Source organism: Hyphomonas sp. KY3, from assembly GCF_017309975.1.
Lineage (GTDB): Bacteria > Pseudomonadota > Alphaproteobacteria > Caulobacterales > Hyphomonadaceae > Hyphomonas.
The window spans coordinates 3,008,113-3,028,977 of sequence record NZ_CP022271.1; the positions used below are offsets into that span (position 1 = coordinate 3,008,113).

Here is a 20,865-nt window from a genome sequence, read left to right on the forward strand (position 1 = left end):
GTCCAAAACGCCCCCTACCTCACCTGAGCCGTTGCTCCGGACCGTCCTGGTGGACCTGAATTTTTTCGGAAATGAAAAAAGGCGCGGAGAGCTTCCACCAGCTTCCGCGCCTTCCACCGTTTGCAGCGTTTCCTCCCAGAAACTTGCCGTGTCATATGGCCGCGCTTTATTGCGTGTGTCAAGATTGTGAATTCAAATTTTTCAATATGAGCAATTCTTCAACATTTGCTGCACCGCCCAATAGTGACAGGGACTTCAGAGCAGCCTGACTCCATGACGAATTTGCAGACACCGCCAGAACGGCCTCGCTTTTCAATATTATTCCATCTGAAACAATTTTGAGCCCGTTCGCCTTGAGCGTCGCGCCGGTCGAAGTGATGTCGACAATCACGTCCGCTGCGCCAGTGGCCGGCGCTGCTTCGGTTGCCCCCGCGCTTTCGACGAGCCGATATTCACCCACGGACTTGGCGGCGAAGAAGCGCCGTGTCAGCCGCATATATTTGGTGGCTACCCTGAGACGGCGATGATGCGCCTTGCGGAATGCAGCCCCGGCAGCTTCCAGATCAGACATCGTGTCCACATCAATCCAGGCCTGCGGCACGGCGACGATCACATCTGCACCACCAAAGCCGAGTCGTTCCAACACATGGAAATCCTCTGGCCCCGTCGGCGCGAGGTCCTGCAACAAATCTTCACCCGTCACGCCCGCATGGATACTGCCATCGATCAGCCCCTGTGCGATCTCGCGCGCGGAGAGAAGCCGCATATCGACTTCGCCCAATCCCGAGATTTCCGCCTGGTAGCCGCGCTCGCCACCAATCTGGCGCACTTCAAATCCACGGGCTTTCAGCCACTCCTCGGATTTCTCCTTCAACCGTCCCTTGGAGGGGATCGCAAGTGACAGAACGCTCATGCCGCCTCTCCTTTTGCACGCAGGATGCGATCTGGCCGGACCACGCCGCCAATACCTGACGCCGAGGCCCTGGACCGGGACAGGCCTTCGATCAGGCCATCATAGCGCCCGCCCGAGGCGAGCGGCTGGCGGGAGGTCAAATTCTCACCGAACGATTCGAAGACAAAGCCATCATAATACGTAAACCGCCGACCGAAGCCGGACCGGAAGCGCGCCTCGCTGGCGACGCCCGGCACTGCAGACAGGATCGCCTCCATTCGGCGGGCAACCCGTTCGATTACGGAGGATATGGCCGCGAGCCCGTGTTTGTCACTGATGGTGGCAAGCACGTCAGCCGCCTCCCCTGCAGGGCAGTTCACACCGGCAAGGTCAGACAGCGCTGCCCGCGCCGCCTCCGGCACACCACCTGCGGCATGCACCGCCGCCTTTCCGCGCAGACCCGCGACGATTTCGGCAACGCTGCGGGTACCGATCATCGGAATGCCGCGATCACTCAGAACTTTCAAAAATGCGTCTTCCGCCGCCTTCGCGCCGCCTGCATCCAGAACGGGCTGAAGGTCTGACGCCGGCGGTTGAGGCGCAGCATCGAGCAGCTCGCTGACCCCGCCCTCCTGGCGGAAGGCCCGCTTCAAAAGGTCTGTCGTGATACGCGCAAGACCAAGCGCGTCCACAAAGGTTGGAAAAATCGAGAGGTCGCCCATTTCAGTCGCCGTGGGCGACACATCGCAAGCGGCAACGGCTTCGCGTACCAGCGCAAAAGCTTCAGCGTCCGCATCTGCGCCGCTTTCCTTGCCGAACCATTCAAAGCCGACCTGGGTGAATTCCATCGGGTCGCCAGCAGAGGCCGGCAGTCGGAAGGCCCGCGCGGCATAAGTGTAGGCCTTGGCTCCGTCGCCACCCGCAGCGCGCCTGTCCGCCTCCTGCCCCGCCACCGGCAGGGTGAGGTCTGGCCGCATGACCATTTCATTGCCGCGATGATCGGAGAACACACAGAGACGTGCCCGCACCGCTTCGCCGGAGAGCTCCAGCGGGATATCAGACGGCAGGATATAGGCCGGGTCTACCGGTTCGGCGCCCGTTGCCTCGAAAACGCCGCGTGCTGCAGCGGCGAGAGTCTCGTGCGTCATTTCTGGGCCTCGGTGATCTTGCGAATAGCTTCGACCATTTCGGCGCGGGGCACTTCGAACTGACCTGGACGGGCTTCCCGGTATTCTTCGTTGGACTTGATGGCTTTCGCCTTGAGCGCGCCCATTTCAAGGTCCTTGATCGTGACCGTGCCTTTGGCCAGCTCGTCCTCTCCCACCATGACGACAGCAGGCGATGACCGGCGGTCAGCATATTTCATCTGCGGCCGCATGCCGGATGCACCCATATAGGCCTCGGCCCGGATACCAGCCCGGCGCAGTTCGGTTGCGAGCTGCAAGGCGCTGGTCGGGTCTTCCTTGTCGAAATTCAGCACGACGACCGGCCCATCGAGCTTTTCGGTCTCGCCCATGATCTGCATCGCCGCCGCGAGACGGGAAATGCCAATAGAGAAACCGGTGGCCGGAACTGTTTCGCCGGTAAAGCGCGCAACCAGGTCGTCATAGCGACCGCCGCCTCCGATGGAGCCGATGCGATAGGTCTTGCCGTCTTCGCCGGTCACCTCGCGGAGCAGTTCCGCCTCATAGACAGGACCGGTATAATATTCGAGGCCGCGCACAACGGATGGATCGATCACGACATCGCCTTCCGGCGCGCCGAGCGCTTCCAGTGCTTTTGCGATGGCTTCGAGTTCAACGAGGCCAGCCTTGCCCTCTTCGGTATCCCCCGTCGCCTTGACGAGATTGGCCAGCGTTTCAGCGCGCGTGTCGGCCCCCGCCTGAGCGAAGGCGAGTACGCGGGTTACTTCTGAGGCGCCGAGTCCCGCCCCTTTTGTATAATCCCCGCTCTCATCCATACGGCCTGCGCCGAGCAGGTCCGCGACGCCCTCGGCGCCAAGACGGTCCAGCTTATCCAGCGCGCGCAGGATCGCGAGGCGCGTGTCCGCGCTTGTCGCGCCGACTCCATCAAGCACGCCATTGAGCAAGCGGCGCGTGTTCACGCGGATCACGAACTCGCCCGGTGCCATGCCAACCGCGCGCAGCGCTTCGGCGCCCATGGCGATCATCTCGGCATCGGCATGATAGCCCGGCGCGCCAATCGTGTCGGCATCGCACTGCCAGAATTCACGGAACCGGCCGGGACCCGGCTTTTCATTCCGCCAGACCGGACCGGCGGCATAGCGACGGAACGGCTTGCCCAGCGACTGACCCGCCTCGGCCACGAACCGGGCCAGCGGTGCGGTCAAATCATAGCGTAGCGACATCCACTGCTCGTCATCATCCTGAATGGCAAACACGCCGGCATTCGGTCGGTCATCATCTGGCAAGAACTTGCCAAGCGCGTCGGCATACTCAAAGGCGCTGGTTTCCAACGCCTCGAAGCCCCATTGGCGGTAGACGCCGGTGATCGTCTCGACCAGCCCGGCCTGAGCATGGATCAGGCTCTCGCGCTTGTCCGGAAAGCCGCGCGGCTTGCGGGCAATATCCTTGCCGGTGAGGGGCGGTGTGTCCTTGTCGCTCATGATCGTCTCAGGTCCTGGTTGCCGACGCGCTCCGCATAGACGGAGACGCACAGATTGGAAAGGCAACACGTCGGCGCAGCGCGGACCGGGCGCGGCCTGCCTCATCTGGTCTGGTTCGGAAGAATGAACACTTTCAGGAGGCGCAGCCGGACCGGTTCGCGCCTCGTCGGCGCGTCACGAATGATGGTGATGGTGGTGCAGTGCGATGTTCATTGCGTCGCCGGATACGCAGCCACCCGGCCGGAGTCAACCATTGGCCAGGCGGTCAGGCGTCCTGGCTGGCACGCTTGAAGGGCTTCTGCTGGCCGTCGCGGCGCTCGATCACCTTGAAGATGCCCGTGCCCCGCATCAGCAATTTGTCGCCCGTCCAGATGCGGCCTTCGACCGTGAAGATGTCGCCCTGACGACCGACAACTTCGGCCTTGCCCTCGACGAAGCTGCCCATCGACGCGCCGGAGAGGAAATCGCACATCAGACGGACCGTGACCCACCACGTGTCTTCATCCTTTTCGACCGCAGCGCCCCAGGCCATGTCGGCAAAGGTCATCATCATGCCGCCATGCGCGTTCATCATGCCGTTGGTATGGTATTCCTCGACCCTGAAGGCACGCGTCAGGCCGGTCTCGTCCCGCTTCTCGAAGAGGGGCCCAATCTGGCGGCCAAAGCCGCGATGCCATGGCAGGATGGAATAGCCTTCAGGCGTGTCGAAAGTCTGGTTTCTGGTAAGATCGTCGCTCATGGGAGTCGGATTAGCGCCTCCTGCCTGAGAGTGCCAGAGGCGAGACAAACTTCCTTTGGGTCAGTCGAGCCCAACAGCAGCCTTGGCCTCAGCCTGCCGCGCGGCGACCTTCTCAATATCGAAGCCTTCGAGGCTTTCATTGAAGAGGCGATAGAAATTCAATTCTGCTCCAAGGCGGAGGTAGGCTGCGCCCAATCCGATAGCGGCCCGGTCCATGAAGACGAATTCGCGTGGGATCTTAACGGGGCCCTTTTCCTTGAGCAGCTTGCGAACGGCAAAGGCTTCCTTGCGGCCATACTCGCCGGGCGTCACACCGTCTGCGACTGAACGCACGCGGTCGTCCAACAGTGGTCCATATATAAAGCGCGCCCAGATATTCAGCACTTCGACCAGCTCGCGGGACAAGCCGCTGAAGCCCCATTTCTCATAGGCGGCATAGGCCGCATCGAAATCGTCCGCCAGGATCGCGCGATAGAGATCGACCACGCCGCTAACGAACTCCGGCGGGAAGATACGGATGCAGCCGAAATCGAGCAGATTCAGCCCGGTCCCCTCCCCGGTCACCTGGTAATTGCCGAGGTGCGGGTCCCCATGGATCACGGCATGGGAGTTGAACGGCCCCCACCATGTCCAGAACAACATTTCCGCAATCCGGTTGCGCACCTCCTGCGGGGCATCCTCAAACGCATCCAGCCGCTTGCCGGATACCCAGCTCATGGTCAGCAACCGGTCGGTGGACAGTTCGGGCACAGGATCCGGCACAGTGACGAAATCACGATCGGCCAGCATGTTCGCATAGAGCGCCATATGCTTGGCCTCGCGCGCATAATCGAGCTCTTCACGGAGGCGGTCGGTGATTTCGACCACCATCGCGCTCGGGTCGATAGAGCCATCCATCCGCTTGAACAGGCCAAGCATGGTCTTGAGCTGGCCAATATCGGATTCCACCGCGCTGGCCATATCAGGATACTGCAGCTTGCAGGCGACCCGGCGCCCGTCATGCAGGGTCGCGCCATGGACCTGGCCAAGCGAGGCGGCATGCGAGGCCTCCTTTTCGAACGCGCCGAACTTTTCCTGCCAGTCGGCGCCCAGTTCAGCGCGCATCCGGCGTTTCACGAAAGGCCATCCCATGGCAGGGGCTTCAGCCTGCAGCTGGCTGAGTTCGGCGGCATATTCGGGCGGCAGGAAATCCGGAATGGTCGACACCATCTGGGCCACCTTCATCAGCGGACCTTTGGACTTACCGAGCGCAGCGGCCAGCGCACGGGCAATCTTTTCATCTCCCTGATCCCCCCCGAACAAGCTTTGCGTGGCGAAGGTTAGACCCGCGCCAGACAGGTTGGCACCAACCCGTGCGCTGCGCGCAATCCGGCCCGACAAGCGGTTGCGCTCCGGGTCACGGGGTGTTTGTGTGTCGTCCGTCATGGGTGGGATATAGGGTGCTGCCTTGAAAACAACCAATCGCATATATTGTCGCCCTTTCCCGCCATATGACTCGCAATGGATGACAAATGCGTCATGTTCGCGGTATAGGCCCGCCTTCGCGAATTGATCCGCAACAGAAAAAGCGCATCGCCCTCCAGATTTTGCCGGCCCCGGGCAGCCGAATGTAGAGTGTCCCGAAAGTTAAAGGCTGCTGCAGATCAAATTGCCAGCGCCACACCGCGACGAGCAGGATTTAATGAATGTCTTACAAAACGCTTCTCACCGAGATTGACCTGGAAGCCGGCTTCGCCGTGATCACGCTCAATCGCGCCGAGAGCCTGAACGCCCTCTGCGAAGAGATGATGAATGAGCTGACAGATGCGCTGGATCGATTTGAAGCCGATCCGGACATTGGCTGCATCATCCTGACGGGCGGCAAGAAAGCCTTTTCGGGTGGCGCAGATATCAAGGAAATTCAGGAAAAAACCTATCCTGAGTCCTATTATGAAGATTTCATCAGCCGGAACTGGGAACGCGCAGCTCGCGCCCGCAAACCCATTGTGGCCGCCGTTTCCGGCTATGCCATTGGCGGGGGATGCGAACTGGCCCTGATGTGCGACATCATATTGGCAGCGGATACCGCCAGGTTCGGACAGCCGGAAGTGCGCCTCGGCGTCATGCCGGGCGCCGGCGGCACACAGCGTCTGGCCCGCGTGATAGGTAAATCCAAGACGATGGAACTCTGCCTGACTGGTCGCATGATGGAGGCTGAGGAAGCCGAGCGTTGTGGCCTTGTCAGCCGGGTCGTCCCTGCCGACGACCTTATGGATGCTGCGCGGGAACTCGCCCGCACGATCGCATCCATGCCTCTGGCGGCCGCCATGCTGACCAAGGAAGCCATCAAAGTGGCCTATGAGACTCCGCTTTCGCAAGGCATCCAGTTTGAACGCCGCATGTTTCAGTCCCTGTTCTCCACGGATGATCAGAAAGAGGGCATGGCCGCCTATGTCGAGAAACGCTCCGCTCATTTCAAAGACAAATGATGCTGAAAGCCCCGGCCCACCTGCTATTTCCTGCAACCAGCCTCAATTGCGCGGTTGACGCCTTCGCACCGTTTATGTATTCCCCCGCCTTCAGCCCGAAGGGAGCCCTTTGGGCCACAGGAGTTTAATATGGCTAATACCCGTTCCGCCAAGAAAATGGTCCGCAAGATTGCGAACCGCACCGAAGTGAACAAAGCCCGCCGCTCGCGCGTGCGTACTTTTGTTCGCAAGGTCGAAGAAGCAATCGAAGCTGGCGACAAGTCTGCTGCCCAGGAAGCGCTGCGCTCTGCTCAGCCTGAACTGATGCGCGCCGTGACCAAAGGCGTCATGCACAAGAATACATCATCGCGGAAAGTTTCGCGTCTGTCAGCTCGCGTCAAAGCGATGGGCTGATCGGACTTTTCCCGATTGGAAATTTGAAACCCGCCTGATGGTTCAGGCGGGTTTTTTCATGTCAATCTCCTAATACAACAAATTGGACCTTTCGAGTTTCAACATCATTTCTACTGGATGTTTCATGGTAGGATTGCGAATTTGGGCTGACTGACGGGGTCCGGGTTGCGGTAATGTAGGGACTCGTCAGCGATCCTGAGAAACACGTCGATTTTCTGCAGATATCCACAGCCTTATACCCGCGCCCCCTGTTGACAGAACAGGTGCGAACAAATGTGTGGAGCGACTCACTCACAAAAAAAGATCAGTGCTCAAGCACCTGATTTGATTGCGGTTTGAGGTACAGTACGAAGAGTCAACTCATCAAATCCTGTTGTCGCATAAAAGTAGCACTTGTCAGCAAAACCCCCAGTGAGTAATTTCAATTTACCAACAGAAAAGTTCTCCCGACACGGAGTATTGAGTGTGACCGAATTTCGGTTCGGAAGGGAAACTGCGTGCCAGTTGGTCAGGGTGAAATTATAACTAGAAAATGGGGCTCGGCATGGACGGGAACAAACTCTTTGATTCAAAAACTGGCGTAGACTTCAAGAAGATGAATAAAGGCAAGAATGCTCCGGGCAAGGAGATTTGGCTGACTGTCAAAGCCCATCTTGCGACAATCCTCAACACCGCCGACTATGATCGTTGGATCGATGGCCTGCGCTTGGTCGCTGAGTTCAATGGCGAAATGGTGATCGCGGCGCGCGACCCGCTGTCTTTTGACCGCGTGTATGGCGCACACCGCCATGCGATCCAGCGCATCTGGCGCGAGCATGACCCGGCAGGCCGAGCGATCAAGCTCGTCTGCTGGCGCACCGCGCCCGCTGAGCTGCTCGACATTGTCGAGGACCCATGGGCCAAGGCGGAGATCGCCGAGGCCGCGCCCGAGCAGGCGAAACCTGCCGGTTCCGGCTCCGGCGCGCCTGTTATGAGCTTTGAGACGCTCGTCACGGGTGAGGCGAACGAGCTGGCTGTCCAGATGGCCAAACGCATTGCAGGCGGGTTGCCGGTCGGAACGCTGACAACCTTGTTCTACGGCCTGCAAGGCACTGGCAAGACACACATCCTGCACGCATTGAAGACCGCTGTAGAGCAGCGCGGCGAGGATTGTCACATTGTCTATCTGACGGCCGAGGAGTTCCTCTCATCCTACACTGATGGCGTGAAGGTGAAGGATACGAGCGCCCTCAAGAAGCGGCTGCGCGCGGCGACGATCCTGATGATCGACGATCTTCACCGGATCAGCGGCAAGCCCGGCACCGAGACGGAACTGTTTCAGAACATTCGCGAAGTCACGGCCAATGGCGGCCATGTCGTGCTGGCGGGTGACAAGGCCCCCGGCGATGTCACCGGGTTCAGCCCGCGCATGATCAGTGAGCTGAAAGGCGCGACCACTGTTGAGGTTGGCGCACCGGATGCAGGCATGCGGCACCAAATCATGCGCCACCTCGCTGACCACATCGAGGCCGGTCACCCGAACTTTGCGGTCACCGACGAGATGATCGCCGAGTTCAATGCCGGCATCCGTGGTCAGGCCCGCGAGATGACGGGGGCGATCTGGAACCTCTACACCGAAGCGGCCTTTGGCATCCGCACGCCCACAATGGAAATGGTTCACAAGATCATCCGCCGGACCGAAGGCGATGTCCGCCAGCCCTCCATCGAACTGGTCAAGAAGGCTGCCATGAAAGTGTTCGAGGTTTCCAAGGCTGACATGGAGAGCCCGAGCAAGGCACGCGCCGTGGTGTATCCACGCCAGATTGCCATGTATCTCTGCCGCGAACTGACCGGGAAATCCTTCCCGCAGATCGGCTACAGTTTCGGCAAGCGTGACCATACCACGATCCTGTACGCGCACCGCAAAGTGTCCAAGGCCTTGCCCGAGAACAATGAATTGGGCGCGCACATCAAAGCCGTGAACGAGACCATCCTGGAGCTACAGGCGGCAGGCATGAATTAGGCAAACCCAGCTGAGAGCGGCGAATCTACGATCGGCGCTTGGCTTTTGCCTTTGTTTGAGTAAGTGTGCTCGGCCCGCTCTCCCCACAGAGCGGGCCGATTCCATTCCGGACCGCCGGTTCCGGGCGGAAGCGGCAGGACTGGTGAAGAATTCCGGGCCTTTTCCAAGGCCCCCCGATGAACGGAACGGACGATGAAACTGACGATTGAACGCGGCGACCTGCTGAACGCACTCTCTCACGTGCAGAATGTGGTGGAGCGCCGGAACACAATTCCGATCCTCTCCAATGTCTTGCTTCAAGCAAGCAATGGCGAGCTGAAACTCACTGCGACCGATCTCGACATCGAGGCCGTGGACAGCGCGGATGCAACCGTCACGCGCGAAGGTGCGGTCACGGCCCCGGCCGGTACGCTGTTTGACGTCGTCCGCAAACTGCCTGCGGGCTCCGAAGTCGAACTGGAAGTCCAACCCGAAGGCCAGCGCCTCGCGATCACCGCAGGCCGCTCGCACTTTGAACTGCCGACCCTGCCAGCATCCGACTTCCAGACCATGAGCTCTGACGACACGCCGACCAAATTCTCACTTGGCGCCAAGGAATTCGCCCGTTTGATCGACAAGACCCGCTTCGCGATCTCCACTGAAGAAACCCGCTACTATCTGAACGGCGTTTATCTTCACGGAGCCAAGACCGAAGACGGTACGGCCGTGCTCCGCACCGTTGCCACAGACGGCCATCGTCTTGCCCTGGCAGAACTTCCGGCTCCCGCCGGCGCGGAAAATCTCGAAGGCATCATCGTGCCCCGCAAGGCGGTCGCGGAAGCGCGCCGCCTCGTCGACGGGGTGGATGACGACATCGAAATCGAAGTCTCCGACACGAAGATCGTCGTGCGTGCAGGTCGCGCCGTCCTGACTTCTAAACTGATCGACGGCTCCTTCCCGGATTATGGCCGCGTCATCCCGAAAGGGAATGACCGGAAGCTGACCATCGACAACAAGGCCTTCGAAGCCGCTGTCGACCGCGTTTCGACCGTGTCGGCCGAGCGCTCACGCTCGGTAAAAATGTCCCTGTCTGATGGCAAGCTGGTGCTGGCTGTCAATCACGCTGAAACGGGTGTGGGCAATGAAGAACTCGAAGCCGAGTATGGCTCCGAAGCGATGGAAATCGGATTCAACGCGAAATACCTGCTCGACATTGCCGGCCAGATCGAGGCTGTCGAAGCCGAGTTCATGTTCAGTGATCCTGCGTCGCCTGCGCTCGTGCTGGACCCATCAGATGATAGCGCGCGTTATGTGTTGATGCCGCTGCGGGTGTAGTTTGTCTGTGGAGCCGCTGGATCGCCGGACCCTTCTTGCCAGCGCAACCGCAGCGACCGGCTTGGCGGCCTGTGGTATCCAGACCCGGAAGGAAACAAGCATGTACGGCCTCATCGGAAAGTTCACGGCAACGGATGGCAACCGCGACGCGCTGATGCGCATCCTTATCGATGGCGTCTCGGGCATGCCCGGCTGCCTCAGCTATATCGTGGCCAGCGATCCAACCGACGCGAACGCCATCTGGATAACCGAAGCCTGGGATAGTCAGGAAAGCCACTCGGCGAGCCTGTCGATGCCAATCGTACAGGATGCCATCACCAAGGGCCGCCCAATGATCGCCGGCATGGAACGCATCGCAGAGACCCGGCCCGAAGGCGGCCATGGTCTCGACACCTGACCTCTGGCCCCTCCATACAGCCTGAATGACCGCCCTGACCCGCCTGACCCTGACTGACTTTCGAAATTACGAGTCGCTCAGCCTGCCACTCGATGGCCGGCATGTCTGTCTCTATGGGTCGAATGGCGCAGGCAAGACGAATTTGCTGGAAGCCGTCAGCCAATTAGGGCCGGGCCGAGGTCTGCGTTCGGCCACCCTGCCGGAAATGATACGAAAAGACGCGCTGGGCGGTTGGACTGTTTCCGCCGCACTCGCAAACGATCAGCGGATCGGCGTAGGTGTCGATACCGGCCCCAGTACGAAACGTACGGTACGTATTGATGGCGCGCCAGCAACCGCATCCGACCTCGCAGATCTTGTGCGCATCGTCTGGCTCACGCCCACAATGGACGGTGTGTTTCGTGGCAGCACGTCCGACCGGCGGCGCTTCTTTGACCGTCAGGTCATGGCACATATGCCGACCCATGGCACCGCTGCGGGCCGTTATGAGAAAGCGATGCGCGAACGCAATGCCCTGCTGGAACGCGGTCATGTGGATCCGGCCTGGGCCGATGCCATCGAGGCCCGCATGGCGGAGTCCGGAGCAGAAATGGCCATCAACCGCGCCCATGTGCTGGAATCCCTGCAGGTGGCGATTGATGCAAGACCCGAAGGCTATTTCCCGAAGGCTGACCTCGCACTGGAAGGCAAGGCCGAACAAGCCGCCATTCGCGGCGATGACTTCAAGACGATCTTCGAAGCGCTAACCGAAACCTTCCGAACGACCCGTCGCCGCGATATCGCCGCCGGACGCACCATTGATGGTCCGCATCGCTCAGACCTCACGGTCATTCACCGGCCAACCGGTGCGCCCGCCAAGGACGCCTCGACCGGCCAGCAGAAGGCCCTGCTCATCGGCTTGATCCTCGCATCGGCTGCGGCGCTCCGCGCTGGCGGCGATGGCCCCTCTCCCCTGCTGCTGTTGGACGAGGCAGCCGCCCACCTTGATGCGGACAGGCGCGCCGCACTGTTTGATGAGCTGGCAGCGCTGGGAGGGCAAGCTTGGCTGACCGGCACCGAAGCCTTCCTGTTCGAAGCATTTGGGGACCGGGCGCAAACCGTGCGCGTAGATGACGGAATGGCAGTCCCCGAAACCTAGCTCTTGATGCGCAGATCTGAAATCGACTGGGCGATCTCGCGATAGACTTCCTTCAACTCGTCCCCACTCGACGCATCAAAAGCATAAGACGGGCTTGTCGCGCAATATTCCAGAATGGTTTGCCCATCAGACGTGGTCTGCACATAGGATGGCACCTGAAAACCGACCGTGTAAATCTGGACCTTGGACGGCTCGGCCTTCATGGCGTCGCATAAATCCATGGCCTGCCTGAAGGAGTTCTTGCTGGCGCTGGGATGGTTTGTATTGAAATCGCCATCTGTCATCAGGATCACGGCCTTGGTCACATTGACCTCGTCATAGTCCCAGGGCTTGGCCGTCTCCGGCCAGACATTCTGCCAGTTCGGCGACAGCAGGTACCACCCCCACGCCACTCCCAGATGTCCGGCGGTGCCGCCATTCGCCGTCATGCTGTTCACATGGGCGGTCAGCGCTGCCTTGTCTTCGGTCAATGGGACCGGCCCGGTGGCGCGGCACGTCGCATAGTAGAAATCGAGTGCGCCGGTAGAGCCATTTGCGCCGCCATTTTCGATCTCGTTTTCGCCGCGATACTTGTCGCGATCGCTATCATAGAAGTTCCAGCGTGGATTGCCTGCCCCGATCCAGGCGAAGCTGCCCGGCGCTGCATCGCTATCAGCATAGGTGCCTGTCCGCTCGTACACACACGTGTCGGTGGCTGACGAGTCTTCCCAGAACCATCGGGCAACGTCCCAGTCATAGTCACCATGCTGATCACACTCATCCGGATCGCTTTCGGTGCACGTGCCGTTTTCGTAGTACATGAAACGCTTGCCGGTCGCGTCGTCATACATCCGCGCGCTATTGTAGGAATTGTAATTGCTCAACCCATTGCTGTTAGAAGTGTCGGCCGGAATGGTGACCGCGCGCGTCACCTCATCAAAATAAGCCCCCGCATTGACCGCATTATTGTAGGTCACAATGCCCAGCCTGACCGTGCCATCCCGCACCTGATCATCTGGCAGCAATTCATCAAACGCGATGACCGCAGCCTCTTTCAACAGGGTTAGCCGATTGTTGCTGTTCATGGAGCCCGATACGTCGAACACAAACGAGACATCGATCTTTCCGACCGAGAAGGTCGAGGTCGAAGCGACGTTGAAGCTCATGTCGTCATTTCCCATGATGTTGGAAATGAAGGTCGGTTGGGTGCAATTCATTTTCCCGAGAATGTCTTCGCTGTCATCGGTGAAGACCACAGTGACGGGTGTACATGTCATACCGCCGCCAGCGCTCGCAATCAGCGGGCTCATGTATTCGCGAATGTCTGCGGTCACTTCCTCATCTGTCGCGCCCGCCTGGCGCGACAACGCCCCAGCCAGCACCGCCGAGTCCATCGCATATTGAACGCGCGCCTGTTGCCTGAAGATAAACTCGAGATCGACAGCCAAACCAACCAGCGCCACCATGGAGGCCAGAATGAACGCAGTGAGCACAGTCAGATTGCCGCGATCATCGCGCGCGAGTGAGTGCGATTGCCTGTTTGCAGGATACATATCCATCACTTGCCCCATCGATCGTCAGCACCTGTCTGCGAATCCTGAGTTTCGCTCAGACTGATTTCCTGCGTCTTCAGATATGGCCTCAAAATTTGTGCAGTGGGGAAAGACAGCATTTACCCTGATTGGGCCTGGACCATCTGGTTAAAACCCGCTGTCGGGCCTTGCCTCCACAGCCTGTTTCCGTGGTATCCTGAACTCTGAAAATCGATTCCCGACCGAGGCCGACATGCAGCAATATCTCAACCTCCTGCAGGACATTTTGGACAATGGCCATGAACGCGGAGATCGGACCGGCACGGGCACGCGCGCTGTGTTTGGCCGTCAGATGCGGTTCGACCTTGCCGACGGCTTTCCAATGGTGACCACCAAGAAACTGCATTTGCGCTCAATCATCATCGAACTGCTCTGGTTCCTGAAAGGCGATACGAACATCGCGTATCTGAAGGAGAACGGCGTTTCGATCTGGGATGAGTGGGCCGATGAGAATGGCGACCTTGGCCCCGTCTATGGCAAGCAGTGGCGCAGTTGGGCCGCGCCGGACGGCCGGGTGATTGACCAGATCCAGTGGGTTCTGGACGAAATCCGCACCAATCCCAATTCCCGCCGCTTGATTGTGTCCGCCTGGAACCCGGCCGATGTGAACGACATGGCCCTGCCCCCTTGTCACTGCCTGTTCCAGTTCAATGTCATGGACGGCAAGCTAAACTGCCAGCTCTACCAGCGTTCGGCCGATGTCTTCCTCGGCGTACCGTTCAACATCGCATCCTATGCGCTACTCACCCTGATGATGGCGCGCGCGACCGGGCTGGAAGCCGGCGAGTTCGTCCACACATTCGGCGATGCGCACCTCTACTTGAACCATATGGAGCAGACCCGGCTCCAGCTGACCCGTGAGCCGCGTGCCCTGCCCCGCATGATCCTGAATCCCGACAAGACCGACCTGTTCGGCTGGGAGTATTCAGACTTCACGGTCGAAGGCTACGAACCGCACGCTCACATCAAGGCGCCGGTGGCCGTCTAGGAATCATTGAGGCTCTGCCAAGCCGTCCAGGCGTCGCCCGCATACATCAGGCTTGGGCCACCGCCCATGTAAACGGTCATGCCGAGCGTCTCGGCCACTTCCTCATCCGTCGCGCCCAGCCTCTTGAGCGCCTTGGTGTGAAAGCCGATACATCCATCGCACTGCTTGGCAACGCCGATGGCGAGCGCGATCAGTTCCTTGGTCTTCGTGTCGAGCGCCCCATCCGCGAGAGCGGCCTTCGCCATCGCGTTGAACTGCGTCAGCGTCTCCTTGGCCCCGGTGCCGCGAAGCCCGGATATTCCCTCGCTGATCGCACCCGTTATCACGCCATAGTCCTTCTTGCCGTCCGCCATGATCGACTCCTTATTTGCATATTTGCGCAAATATGCATGTTTCTATGACATCAGCAATATGGGTATTCCCGGATAGTGCAGTCAGGCGGCCGCCGGATCCACGAGACCGAGGTTTTCCCGCCGCCGAATGACTGCCGAAACGATAACCGCGCCGACCATCTTGCCGATCACGAACACGATCCAGTTCCACACATGCAGCGAGTTTCCGGGGTCCATGCCAAGTTCCATCTGCTTGGCGAGATCAGCGCCATACAGAAACACAGTCGTATCGACCGGCGCTGCCAGCGCGCTGGAGAGCAGAATCCGGGTCGATAGCCGATATTTGGTGAAGGTGAACATCAGCCAATCCACCCCCTCGGAAATGGCAAATGCGATGCCGCTGGCCAGCGCAATCACGGGCCACGCATAGTAAAACGACCAGGCGATCGCCATGGCCATCACAAGCAACACCCGGTGGCCCATTTCGCGTTGCACGAAATCGCGGACCACGAACACCATTCCAGTTACCATTGTCATCGGATGGAGAGACACGCCTTGAGCGGTCAGTCCGGTGCCTGTCGGGGCAAGAATCTGAAACTCCGGGATGATCCCGAACGACCAGTTCAAAAAGGGAATGAGTGCGACATAAATGAGCGCCCATCCGCGCCCTCTGAGCAGCCAAATTGCCAAGAACGACAACAGAAGAGCAGGAATTGCCAGTCCGATTTGTTCCGGGTTTCCATTGGTCAGAATCGCTACAATCGATTTCATTCTGATTATCCCCCACGGAACTGTCTTTGGGCTTGTGAAAACTGATGAAAGAAGGTTGCATTCACCATACAAACTCGGCTCTGCATGTATTCACGCAGACGCTTCTGGTCACAAGGGCCGCGCGCGAAATTGGATGCAAGTAGATTGGAACCGGTCACTATGTCGGCACATGTAAAACTTTGCCTGATTGCCGCCAGGGCCAGCAACAATGTGATTGGTTCTGGAGGTGATCTGCCCTGGCGCCTGAAAAGTGACCTCGCATTCTTCAAGAAAGCGACGCTTGGGTGCCCAATCATCATGGGCCGAAAGACCTGGGAAAGTTTGCCCGTGCGCCCGCTCAAAGGTCGAGAGAACATCGTGATGACCCGCGACTGGGCCTACAATGCCGAAGGCGCCCGTGTCTATTCCAGCTTTGCGGCGGCAACGAACTCCGCCCGCGCCGTGGCCGCCAGAACCGCCGCCGACAAGGTTTTCGTGATCGGTGGCGAAGCCATCTACAAACTGGCCCTGCCGATTGCAGATCGCCTCTATCTTACGGAAGTCGATGCCGCACCCGATGGAGACGCTTACTTCCCGGAACTAGACGCGAACCAGTGGAAAGAAACCGGCGCAGAACAGTTCGAGGCCGGCGAAGGCAATGATTTCGCCTTCTCCATCCGCCAGCTCGACCGGATCAGCGCGTTCACTTCCCCCTAGGATACGCGTTGTCCTTCCCCATCGCGACGCCTAACCTCCTCCCAAAAAAGGGCGAGGAGGAAACAGCCACATGGAATTCGAAATCATCACGAGCGGTCTGCGCTTTCCGGAGGGCCCGGTCGTCATGGCCGATGGCAGCATTATCGTTGTCGAGATCGAGAAGAAATGCATCACGCGCTGCTGGGGTGACGGCAAGACCGAAGTGATCGCGACGCCCGGCGGCGGCCCCAACGGCCTTGCGATCGGTCCGGACGGCGCACTCTGGGTCTGCAATAATGGCGGCTTCATCTATACTGACATGGACGGTTTGCTCATCCCCGGAAACTGTCCGGACGATTATGATGGTGGCCGCATCGAACGGGTTGATCTTTCTACAGGCAAGGTTGACCGGGTACTGGACACAGTCGGTGGCCACCCCCTGAAAGGCCCCAACGATCTCGTCTTCGACAAGGCAGGCAATCTCTACTTCACCGATCATGGCAAAACCTACTCGCGCCACCGCGATTTCGGCGGGCTCTTTTTCCTCGCCAATGGTGCCAGCGAAGCCAAGGAACTGGACTTCCATTATAGTAGTCCAAATGGTGTCGGCCTTGCTCCTGATGAGCAGACCGTCTTCATGGCCGACACCATGACCGGACGCATGTGGGCGTTTGATTTGGAAAGCCCCGGCATCATCAAACCTGCCTCCCCTTTCAATGGCGGGCGCGTAGTCGCAACCATGCCGGGCCTGCAGTATTTTGACAGCCTGGCCATGACGGCAGCGGGCAATGTCTGTGTCGCAACCATTCTGAATGGCGGCATCACAACGATCACGCCGGGCGGAGATTTTCACCACACGGCTTTTCCCGACCTGATCGTCACCAATATCGCCTTTGGCGGCGACGACATGCAGGATGCCTACGTTACCCTGTCGAGTACCGGCCAGCTTGCCAAATGCCGGTGGCCGGAGCCGGGCCTGAAACTGAACTTCAACGCCTAGTTTGCAATTCAGGAGGATAAGCGATGAGAGTTCTCAAAATCATTCTGATCGCCGCCACAGTCTTGGTGCTCGCCGTGATTGGCGCACGCAGCCTGTTCGGCGTACAAATTGGCGAGTTTGCGTTCAAAGCTGCGGTCAAATCGACCTTGGGGCAAAATGCGCTTGCCGACGCACCAGACGGTCTGACCGTTGTACTTGTCGGCACGGGATCTCCGCTGCCCGATCCGGGACGTGTGGGACCCATGACGGTGGTCGTTGCGGGAGACCGCGTCTTTATCGTTGATGCCGGGGCCGGATCAGGCCGAAGATTCGGAGAGCTGCGTCTGCCGTGGGCCAATGTGGAGGCGGTGTTCCTGACCCATTTCCATTCCGATCACATTGATGGGCTTGGAGAGGTGTTGCTGCAACACTGGGCAGCCGGTGGCGCACAGGCACCCATGCCGATCCACGGTCCGGATGGCGTCGGCCAGGTCGTCGCTGGCTTCGACGCTGCCTATGCTCTGGATTCTGCATACCGTGTCGCCCATCACGGAGCGGATGTCCTGTCCCCATCTGGACAAGGCGCAGATGCTGTTCCATTCACGCCTGCGAGCACAGCTCGCAAAGTGTATGACCGCGATGGCCTGAGCGTTACCGCAGTTTCAGTGGATCATGATCCAATTGAGCCAGCTGTAGCCTACCGGTTCGACTACAAAGGACGGTCCGTCACGATTTCCGGAGATACGGTCAAGGATCCACGCTTGGTCGCCTTGGCGCGGGACACGGACATACTCGTTCACGAAGCGTTGAATGCCGACATGGTCAGCCAAATCCGCGACCAACTCAATGCGAACGGACAGGCCCGCCTCGCGGCCATCATGAACGATATCCTCGACTACCACACGACGCCGGTCGAGGGCGCGGAAGTCGCCAGCGAAGCAGGTGCGCGCATGCTGGTCTTCAGCCATTTCGTTCCGGCGGTGCCGAGCCGCCTTCTATACCCGGCATTCCTGAAAGGAACGGATGACGCCTATGATGGCCCGATCATTATGGGCGAAGACGGCATGGCATTCGAATTGTCTGCAAGCAGCGAGAATATCGTCCGCAAGCGGCTGGATTAGACCCGGTTCGCTTCGGCCAAGGCCTCAAAAAAACTTTCAGCTTTTCGATATGCAATGCCGGCCAGCGCCGCTAGATCGGAGCGCTGACGATTTGGAGCGAACCATGAACTACGCGACGATTTTGGCCATGATGGCTGCACTCCTGACCATCGGCTGCACGCCGGAACACGCCGCCTCCTATGATGCACCGGCGATAGACACCAACGACCAACCCTTCCGGGAAATCACGGGCGTTCTGGAAGAGCTGGAGTTCTCTGGCAGCATTCTTGTTGGCAAAAAAGAAGAAATCATCCTGCGTCAGGCTGTGAACGCATGGCCAATCGAAGACGTTCGACCGGTCAATTCCGACACCCGTTTCCCAATTGCGTCGATGACAAAGAGTTTCACCGCTTCGCTTGTCCTGCAACTGGTCGATGAGGGAAAACTCGATCTGGACCAGTCACTGGAAGAACTCCTGCCCGATTTTGAGGCGCCCTATGCGCGTGACGTCACCCTGCGCCACCTGCTCCAGAACAGATCCGGCATTCCGCACTATGTCGACATTCCCGGTTGGTTCGACAATGAGGTAAAGCGGTCCTTCACCGATGAGTCCTTTATGGACACTCTTGAGGCGCTCGAGCTGAGATTCCGGCCCGGCAGCGACTACCTCTATTCAAACGTGAATTATTACCTGCTCGCGCGCATCATCGACCGCCATGCAGGCACCGGATACGAAGACTATTTGCGATCGCAGATTCTCGATCCGCTCGGCCTCGACCGTACCGGGCAAATCTATCAGGACGAAATTGATCTGGCGGCCAACTATTTGCGCTCCGAAGATGGCGGCTACGAAATCATCCCGATCACCAACCCCGTCCTGTTCCGCGGAACCGCCTCAATGTACTCAACGGTTGATGACCTGTCTGCCTGGGGACAGGCCGTTCTTAACGGAGACCTCCTGTCCGAAACTGGCCGGAAGGAGGCCTTCAATCCGGAAGCGCCGATGGCCTGGACGGTGACTCAAATGACCATTGGCAGTGGAGAACCGACCGAGGTCATCTTCTATAATGGACGTCTGATCGGCTATCTCAGCCTTGTTTTGCTCCTTCCGGAACAAGACGGTGTCATCGTCGTCCTCAACAACAATACGGTCGGCTATGAGAATCTGTTGACCATAGCGAGCACGCTCGCTGAAGAATACTTCAGTGAGCCGACCTAGTCCTCGAAGATAATCTGCGGCGCGGGCTTCGATTGAAGCGTATCCAGCCCCATCGCAACGCGGCGGGCCAGTTCATGAAAGAGCTGGCCCGTTGTTTCATCTGACAGCGCCGCCGGCTTGCCTGAATCGCCACCTTCGCGGATCGCTTGCAGCATCGGAAGCTCAGCCAGCACTGGCAGGCCAAGAGCATTCGCCGTGGCGGTGCCCCCGCCCTGCCCCATCAGATAATGGCGATTGCCCGCCGGATCTTCGAACCAGCTCATTGTCTCGACTATGCCAAGGACCGGCACTTCTGTCTTGGCAAACATGGCCGCGCCGCGACGCACATCCGCCAGCGCGACTTCCTGGGGCGTGGTGACGATCAGCGCCGCCGTTACGGGCACGCGCTGGGCTATCGTCAGCTGTGCATCCCCCGTTCCCGGCGGCGTATCGATGATCAGCACGTCCAGCGGATCATCCACTGCACCCCATTCCGCATCGTTCAACATCTGTGTGATTGCTGACATCACAATGGGTCCGCGCCAGATCATCGGCGAGTCCGGATCGGACAAATATCCAATCGATAGCGTCTTCATGCCGAAGGCTTCAACGGGTTGCAGCTTGCCGCTCTCCGGGGACGTCACCGGCTCAGCCGACACTGTCCCCAGCATGGTCGGGATAGAGGGGCCATAAATGTCGGCATCCATGAGGCCGACTTTCATACCGGCTTTTGCCATCGCCGCAGCCAGATTGACCGCGACTGTAGACTTGCCGACGCCGCCCTTGGCGCTCGCCACGACTAGAATCCTGGAAATACCGGGGATTGAGGACTTTGGTGTGCTGGCCGGAACATTGCCTTGCTGCATCGCCTCATCCGATAGGCGGGCGCCCTTGCGCACACGTTTTGAGGCGGGCGCATGAGACAGATGAACCTCCTTCGCCGGAGCGACCGCAGCGCGTTCGGCGGTCAGGACGCTGCTCACGGATTTGACCCCGGAGACCAGTTCGACCTTGCCTTCAGCCTCGATCCGGCGCGCCTCAGCGGCCTCTGGCGCGGCTGGGTCTGCCTCGATCACAAGTACCGCGCGACCGTCTTCACCCACCGAAACCGATTCGAGCCAATCGGGCCGACCGAGGGCTTCGATGATCTTTTCTTCGAGTTTCCGGCGTGATTTATCCCTAGATCCGAACAAAATCTGCGACTCCGCTGCTCTTGATGCCTGCAAACAGGCATGCACTTATCACCAAAGCGCCTATATAGAACCCATGCACAGTAATACAG

General features: G+C 59.2%; 20 protein-coding genes. 11 read left to right on the forward strand and 9 right to left on the reverse strand.

Annotated features, from left to right (window positions below; all coding sequences use genetic code 11):
* Nucleotides 1-178 precede the first annotated feature (178 nt).
* From hisG to CFA77_RS14510, 5 genes are all read right to left on the reverse strand, one after another.
* Entirely contained in the window at nt 179-913 is a 735-nt protein-coding gene (gene hisG, locus CFA77_RS14490) for an ATP phosphoribosyltransferase (RefSeq protein ID WP_051607414.1), read from the reverse strand.
* Nucleotides 910-2,040, reverse strand: coding sequence for an ATP phosphoribosyltransferase regulatory subunit (locus CFA77_RS14495; RefSeq protein WP_206991297.1), 1,131 nt, complete (start codon nt 2,038-2,040; stop codon nt 910-912). The genes hisG and CFA77_RS14495 overlap by 4 nt, the downstream gene beginning before the upstream one ends.
* Nucleotides 2,037-3,521 (reverse strand): histidine--tRNA ligase, encoded by a 1,485-nt coding sequence (gene hisS, locus CFA77_RS14500; protein ID WP_371822993.1) that lies wholly within the window; start codon nt 3,519-3,521, stop codon nt 2,037-2,039. Before hisS ends, CFA77_RS14495 begins: the two co-directional genes overlap by 4 nt.
* A gap of 262 nt (nt 3,522-3,783) precedes the next feature.
* Entirely contained in the window at nt 3,784-4,257 is a 474-nt protein-coding gene (locus CFA77_RS14505; RefSeq protein WP_206991299.1) for a PaaI family thioesterase, read from the reverse strand.
* 60 nt (nt 4,258-4,317) lie between these two features.
* The gene (locus CFA77_RS14510; protein WP_206991300.1) at nt 4,318-5,682 is read right to left on the reverse strand and encodes an AarF/ABC1/UbiB kinase family protein; all 1,365 of its coding nucleotides are present in this window, start codon (nt 5,680-5,682) and stop codon (nt 4,318-4,320) included.
* 260 nt (nt 5,683-5,942) lie between these two features.
* Between CFA77_RS14510 and CFA77_RS14515 the strand changes: the two genes are divergently transcribed.
* The 6 genes from CFA77_RS14515 (at nt 5,943) to recF (ending at nt 11,969) form a co-directional block, all read left to right on the forward strand.
* Nucleotides 5,943-6,725, forward strand: a complete 783-nt coding sequence (locus CFA77_RS14515) for an enoyl-CoA hydratase-related protein (RefSeq protein ID WP_206991301.1) — start codon at nt 5,943-5,945, stop codon at nt 6,723-6,725.
* Nucleotides 6,726-6,854: 129 nt separating this feature from the next.
* Nucleotides 6,855-7,118 carry a 30S ribosomal protein S20 gene (rpsT, locus tag CFA77_RS14520; RefSeq protein WP_034810557.1) on the forward strand — a complete coding sequence of 88 codons (264 nt, stop codon included), beginning with the start codon at nt 6,855-6,857 and terminating at the stop codon, nt 7,116-7,118.
* Between the two features lie 544 nt (nt 7,119-7,662).
* Complete coding sequence (locus CFA77_RS14525; protein ID WP_206991302.1) at nt 7,663-9,120, forward strand: DnaA ATPase domain-containing protein; 1,458 nt, start codon at nt 7,663-7,665, stop codon at nt 9,118-9,120.
* A 192-nt stretch (nt 9,121-9,312) separates the two neighbouring features.
* Nucleotides 9,313-10,434 (forward strand): DNA polymerase III subunit beta, encoded by a 1,122-nt coding sequence (dnaN, locus tag CFA77_RS14530; protein WP_206991303.1) that lies wholly within the window; start codon nt 9,313-9,315, stop codon nt 10,432-10,434.
* 7 nt (nt 10,435-10,441) lie between these two features.
* The gene (locus tag CFA77_RS14535; protein WP_242517388.1) at nt 10,442-10,831 is read left to right on the forward strand and encodes a putative quinol monooxygenase; all 390 of its coding nucleotides are present in this window, start codon (nt 10,442-10,444) and stop codon (nt 10,829-10,831) included.
* A 25-nt stretch (nt 10,832-10,856) separates the two neighbouring features.
* Entirely contained in the window at nt 10,857-11,969 is a 1,113-nt protein-coding gene (gene recF, locus CFA77_RS14540) for a DNA replication/repair protein RecF (protein ID WP_206991304.1), read from the forward strand.
* On the opposite strand, the gene CFA77_RS14545 is transcribed toward recF, so the two are convergent.
* Nucleotides 11,966-13,507 carry a pilus assembly protein gene (locus CFA77_RS14545; RefSeq protein ID WP_206991305.1) on the reverse strand — a complete coding sequence of 514 codons (1,542 nt, stop codon included), beginning with the start codon at nt 13,505-13,507 and terminating at the stop codon, nt 11,966-11,968. The genes recF and CFA77_RS14545 overlap by 4 nt on opposite strands.
* 226 nt (nt 13,508-13,733) lie before the next feature.
* Between CFA77_RS14545 and CFA77_RS14550 the strand changes: the two genes are divergently transcribed.
* Nucleotides 13,734-14,528, forward strand: coding sequence for a thymidylate synthase (locus CFA77_RS14550; protein WP_206991306.1), 795 nt, complete (start codon nt 13,734-13,736; stop codon nt 14,526-14,528).
* Here the strand turns inward: CFA77_RS14550 and CFA77_RS14555 are convergent.
* The gene (locus CFA77_RS14555; protein WP_206991307.1) at nt 14,525-14,881 is read right to left on the reverse strand and encodes a carboxymuconolactone decarboxylase family protein; all 357 of its coding nucleotides are present in this window, start codon (nt 14,879-14,881) and stop codon (nt 14,525-14,527) included. The genes CFA77_RS14550 and CFA77_RS14555 overlap by 4 nt on opposite strands.
* An 81-nt stretch (nt 14,882-14,962) precedes the next feature.
* A complete protein-coding gene (locus CFA77_RS14560; protein ID WP_034810545.1) occupies nt 14,963-15,631 on the reverse strand; it encodes a hypothetical protein in 669 nt (222 codons plus the stop codon).
* Nucleotides 15,632-15,790: 159 nt separating this feature from the next.
* On the opposite strand from CFA77_RS14560, the gene CFA77_RS14565 reads away from it, so the two are divergent.
* The 4 genes from CFA77_RS14565 (at nt 15,791) to CFA77_RS14580 (ending at nt 19,604) form a co-directional block, all read left to right on the forward strand.
* The gene (locus CFA77_RS14565) at nt 15,791-16,327 is read left to right on the forward strand and encodes a dihydrofolate reductase (protein ID WP_206991308.1); all 537 of its coding nucleotides are present in this window, start codon (nt 15,791-15,793) and stop codon (nt 16,325-16,327) included.
* A gap of 70 nt (nt 16,328-16,397) precedes the next feature.
* Nucleotides 16,398-17,306 (forward strand): SMP-30/gluconolactonase/LRE family protein, encoded by a 909-nt coding sequence (locus tag CFA77_RS14570; protein WP_206991309.1) that lies wholly within the window; start codon nt 16,398-16,400, stop codon nt 17,304-17,306.
* Nucleotides 17,307-17,329: 23 nt separating this feature from the next.
* Nucleotides 17,330-18,406, forward strand: a complete 1,077-nt coding sequence (locus tag CFA77_RS14575; RefSeq protein ID WP_206991310.1) for an MBL fold metallo-hydrolase — start codon at nt 17,330-17,332, stop codon at nt 18,404-18,406.
* A gap of 103 nt (nt 18,407-18,509) precedes the next feature.
* Nucleotides 18,510-19,604, forward strand: a complete 1,095-nt coding sequence (locus CFA77_RS14580) for a serine hydrolase (RefSeq protein WP_206991311.1) — start codon at nt 18,510-18,512, stop codon at nt 19,602-19,604.
* Here the strand turns inward: CFA77_RS14580 and CFA77_RS14585 are convergent.
* Entirely contained in the window at nt 19,601-20,776 is a 1,176-nt protein-coding gene (locus CFA77_RS14585; RefSeq protein ID WP_206991312.1) for an Mrp/NBP35 family ATP-binding protein, read from the reverse strand. The two genes, CFA77_RS14580 and CFA77_RS14585, sit on opposite strands and share 4 nt — an antisense overlap.
* Between the last annotated feature and the right edge of the window lie 89 nt (nt 20,777-20,865).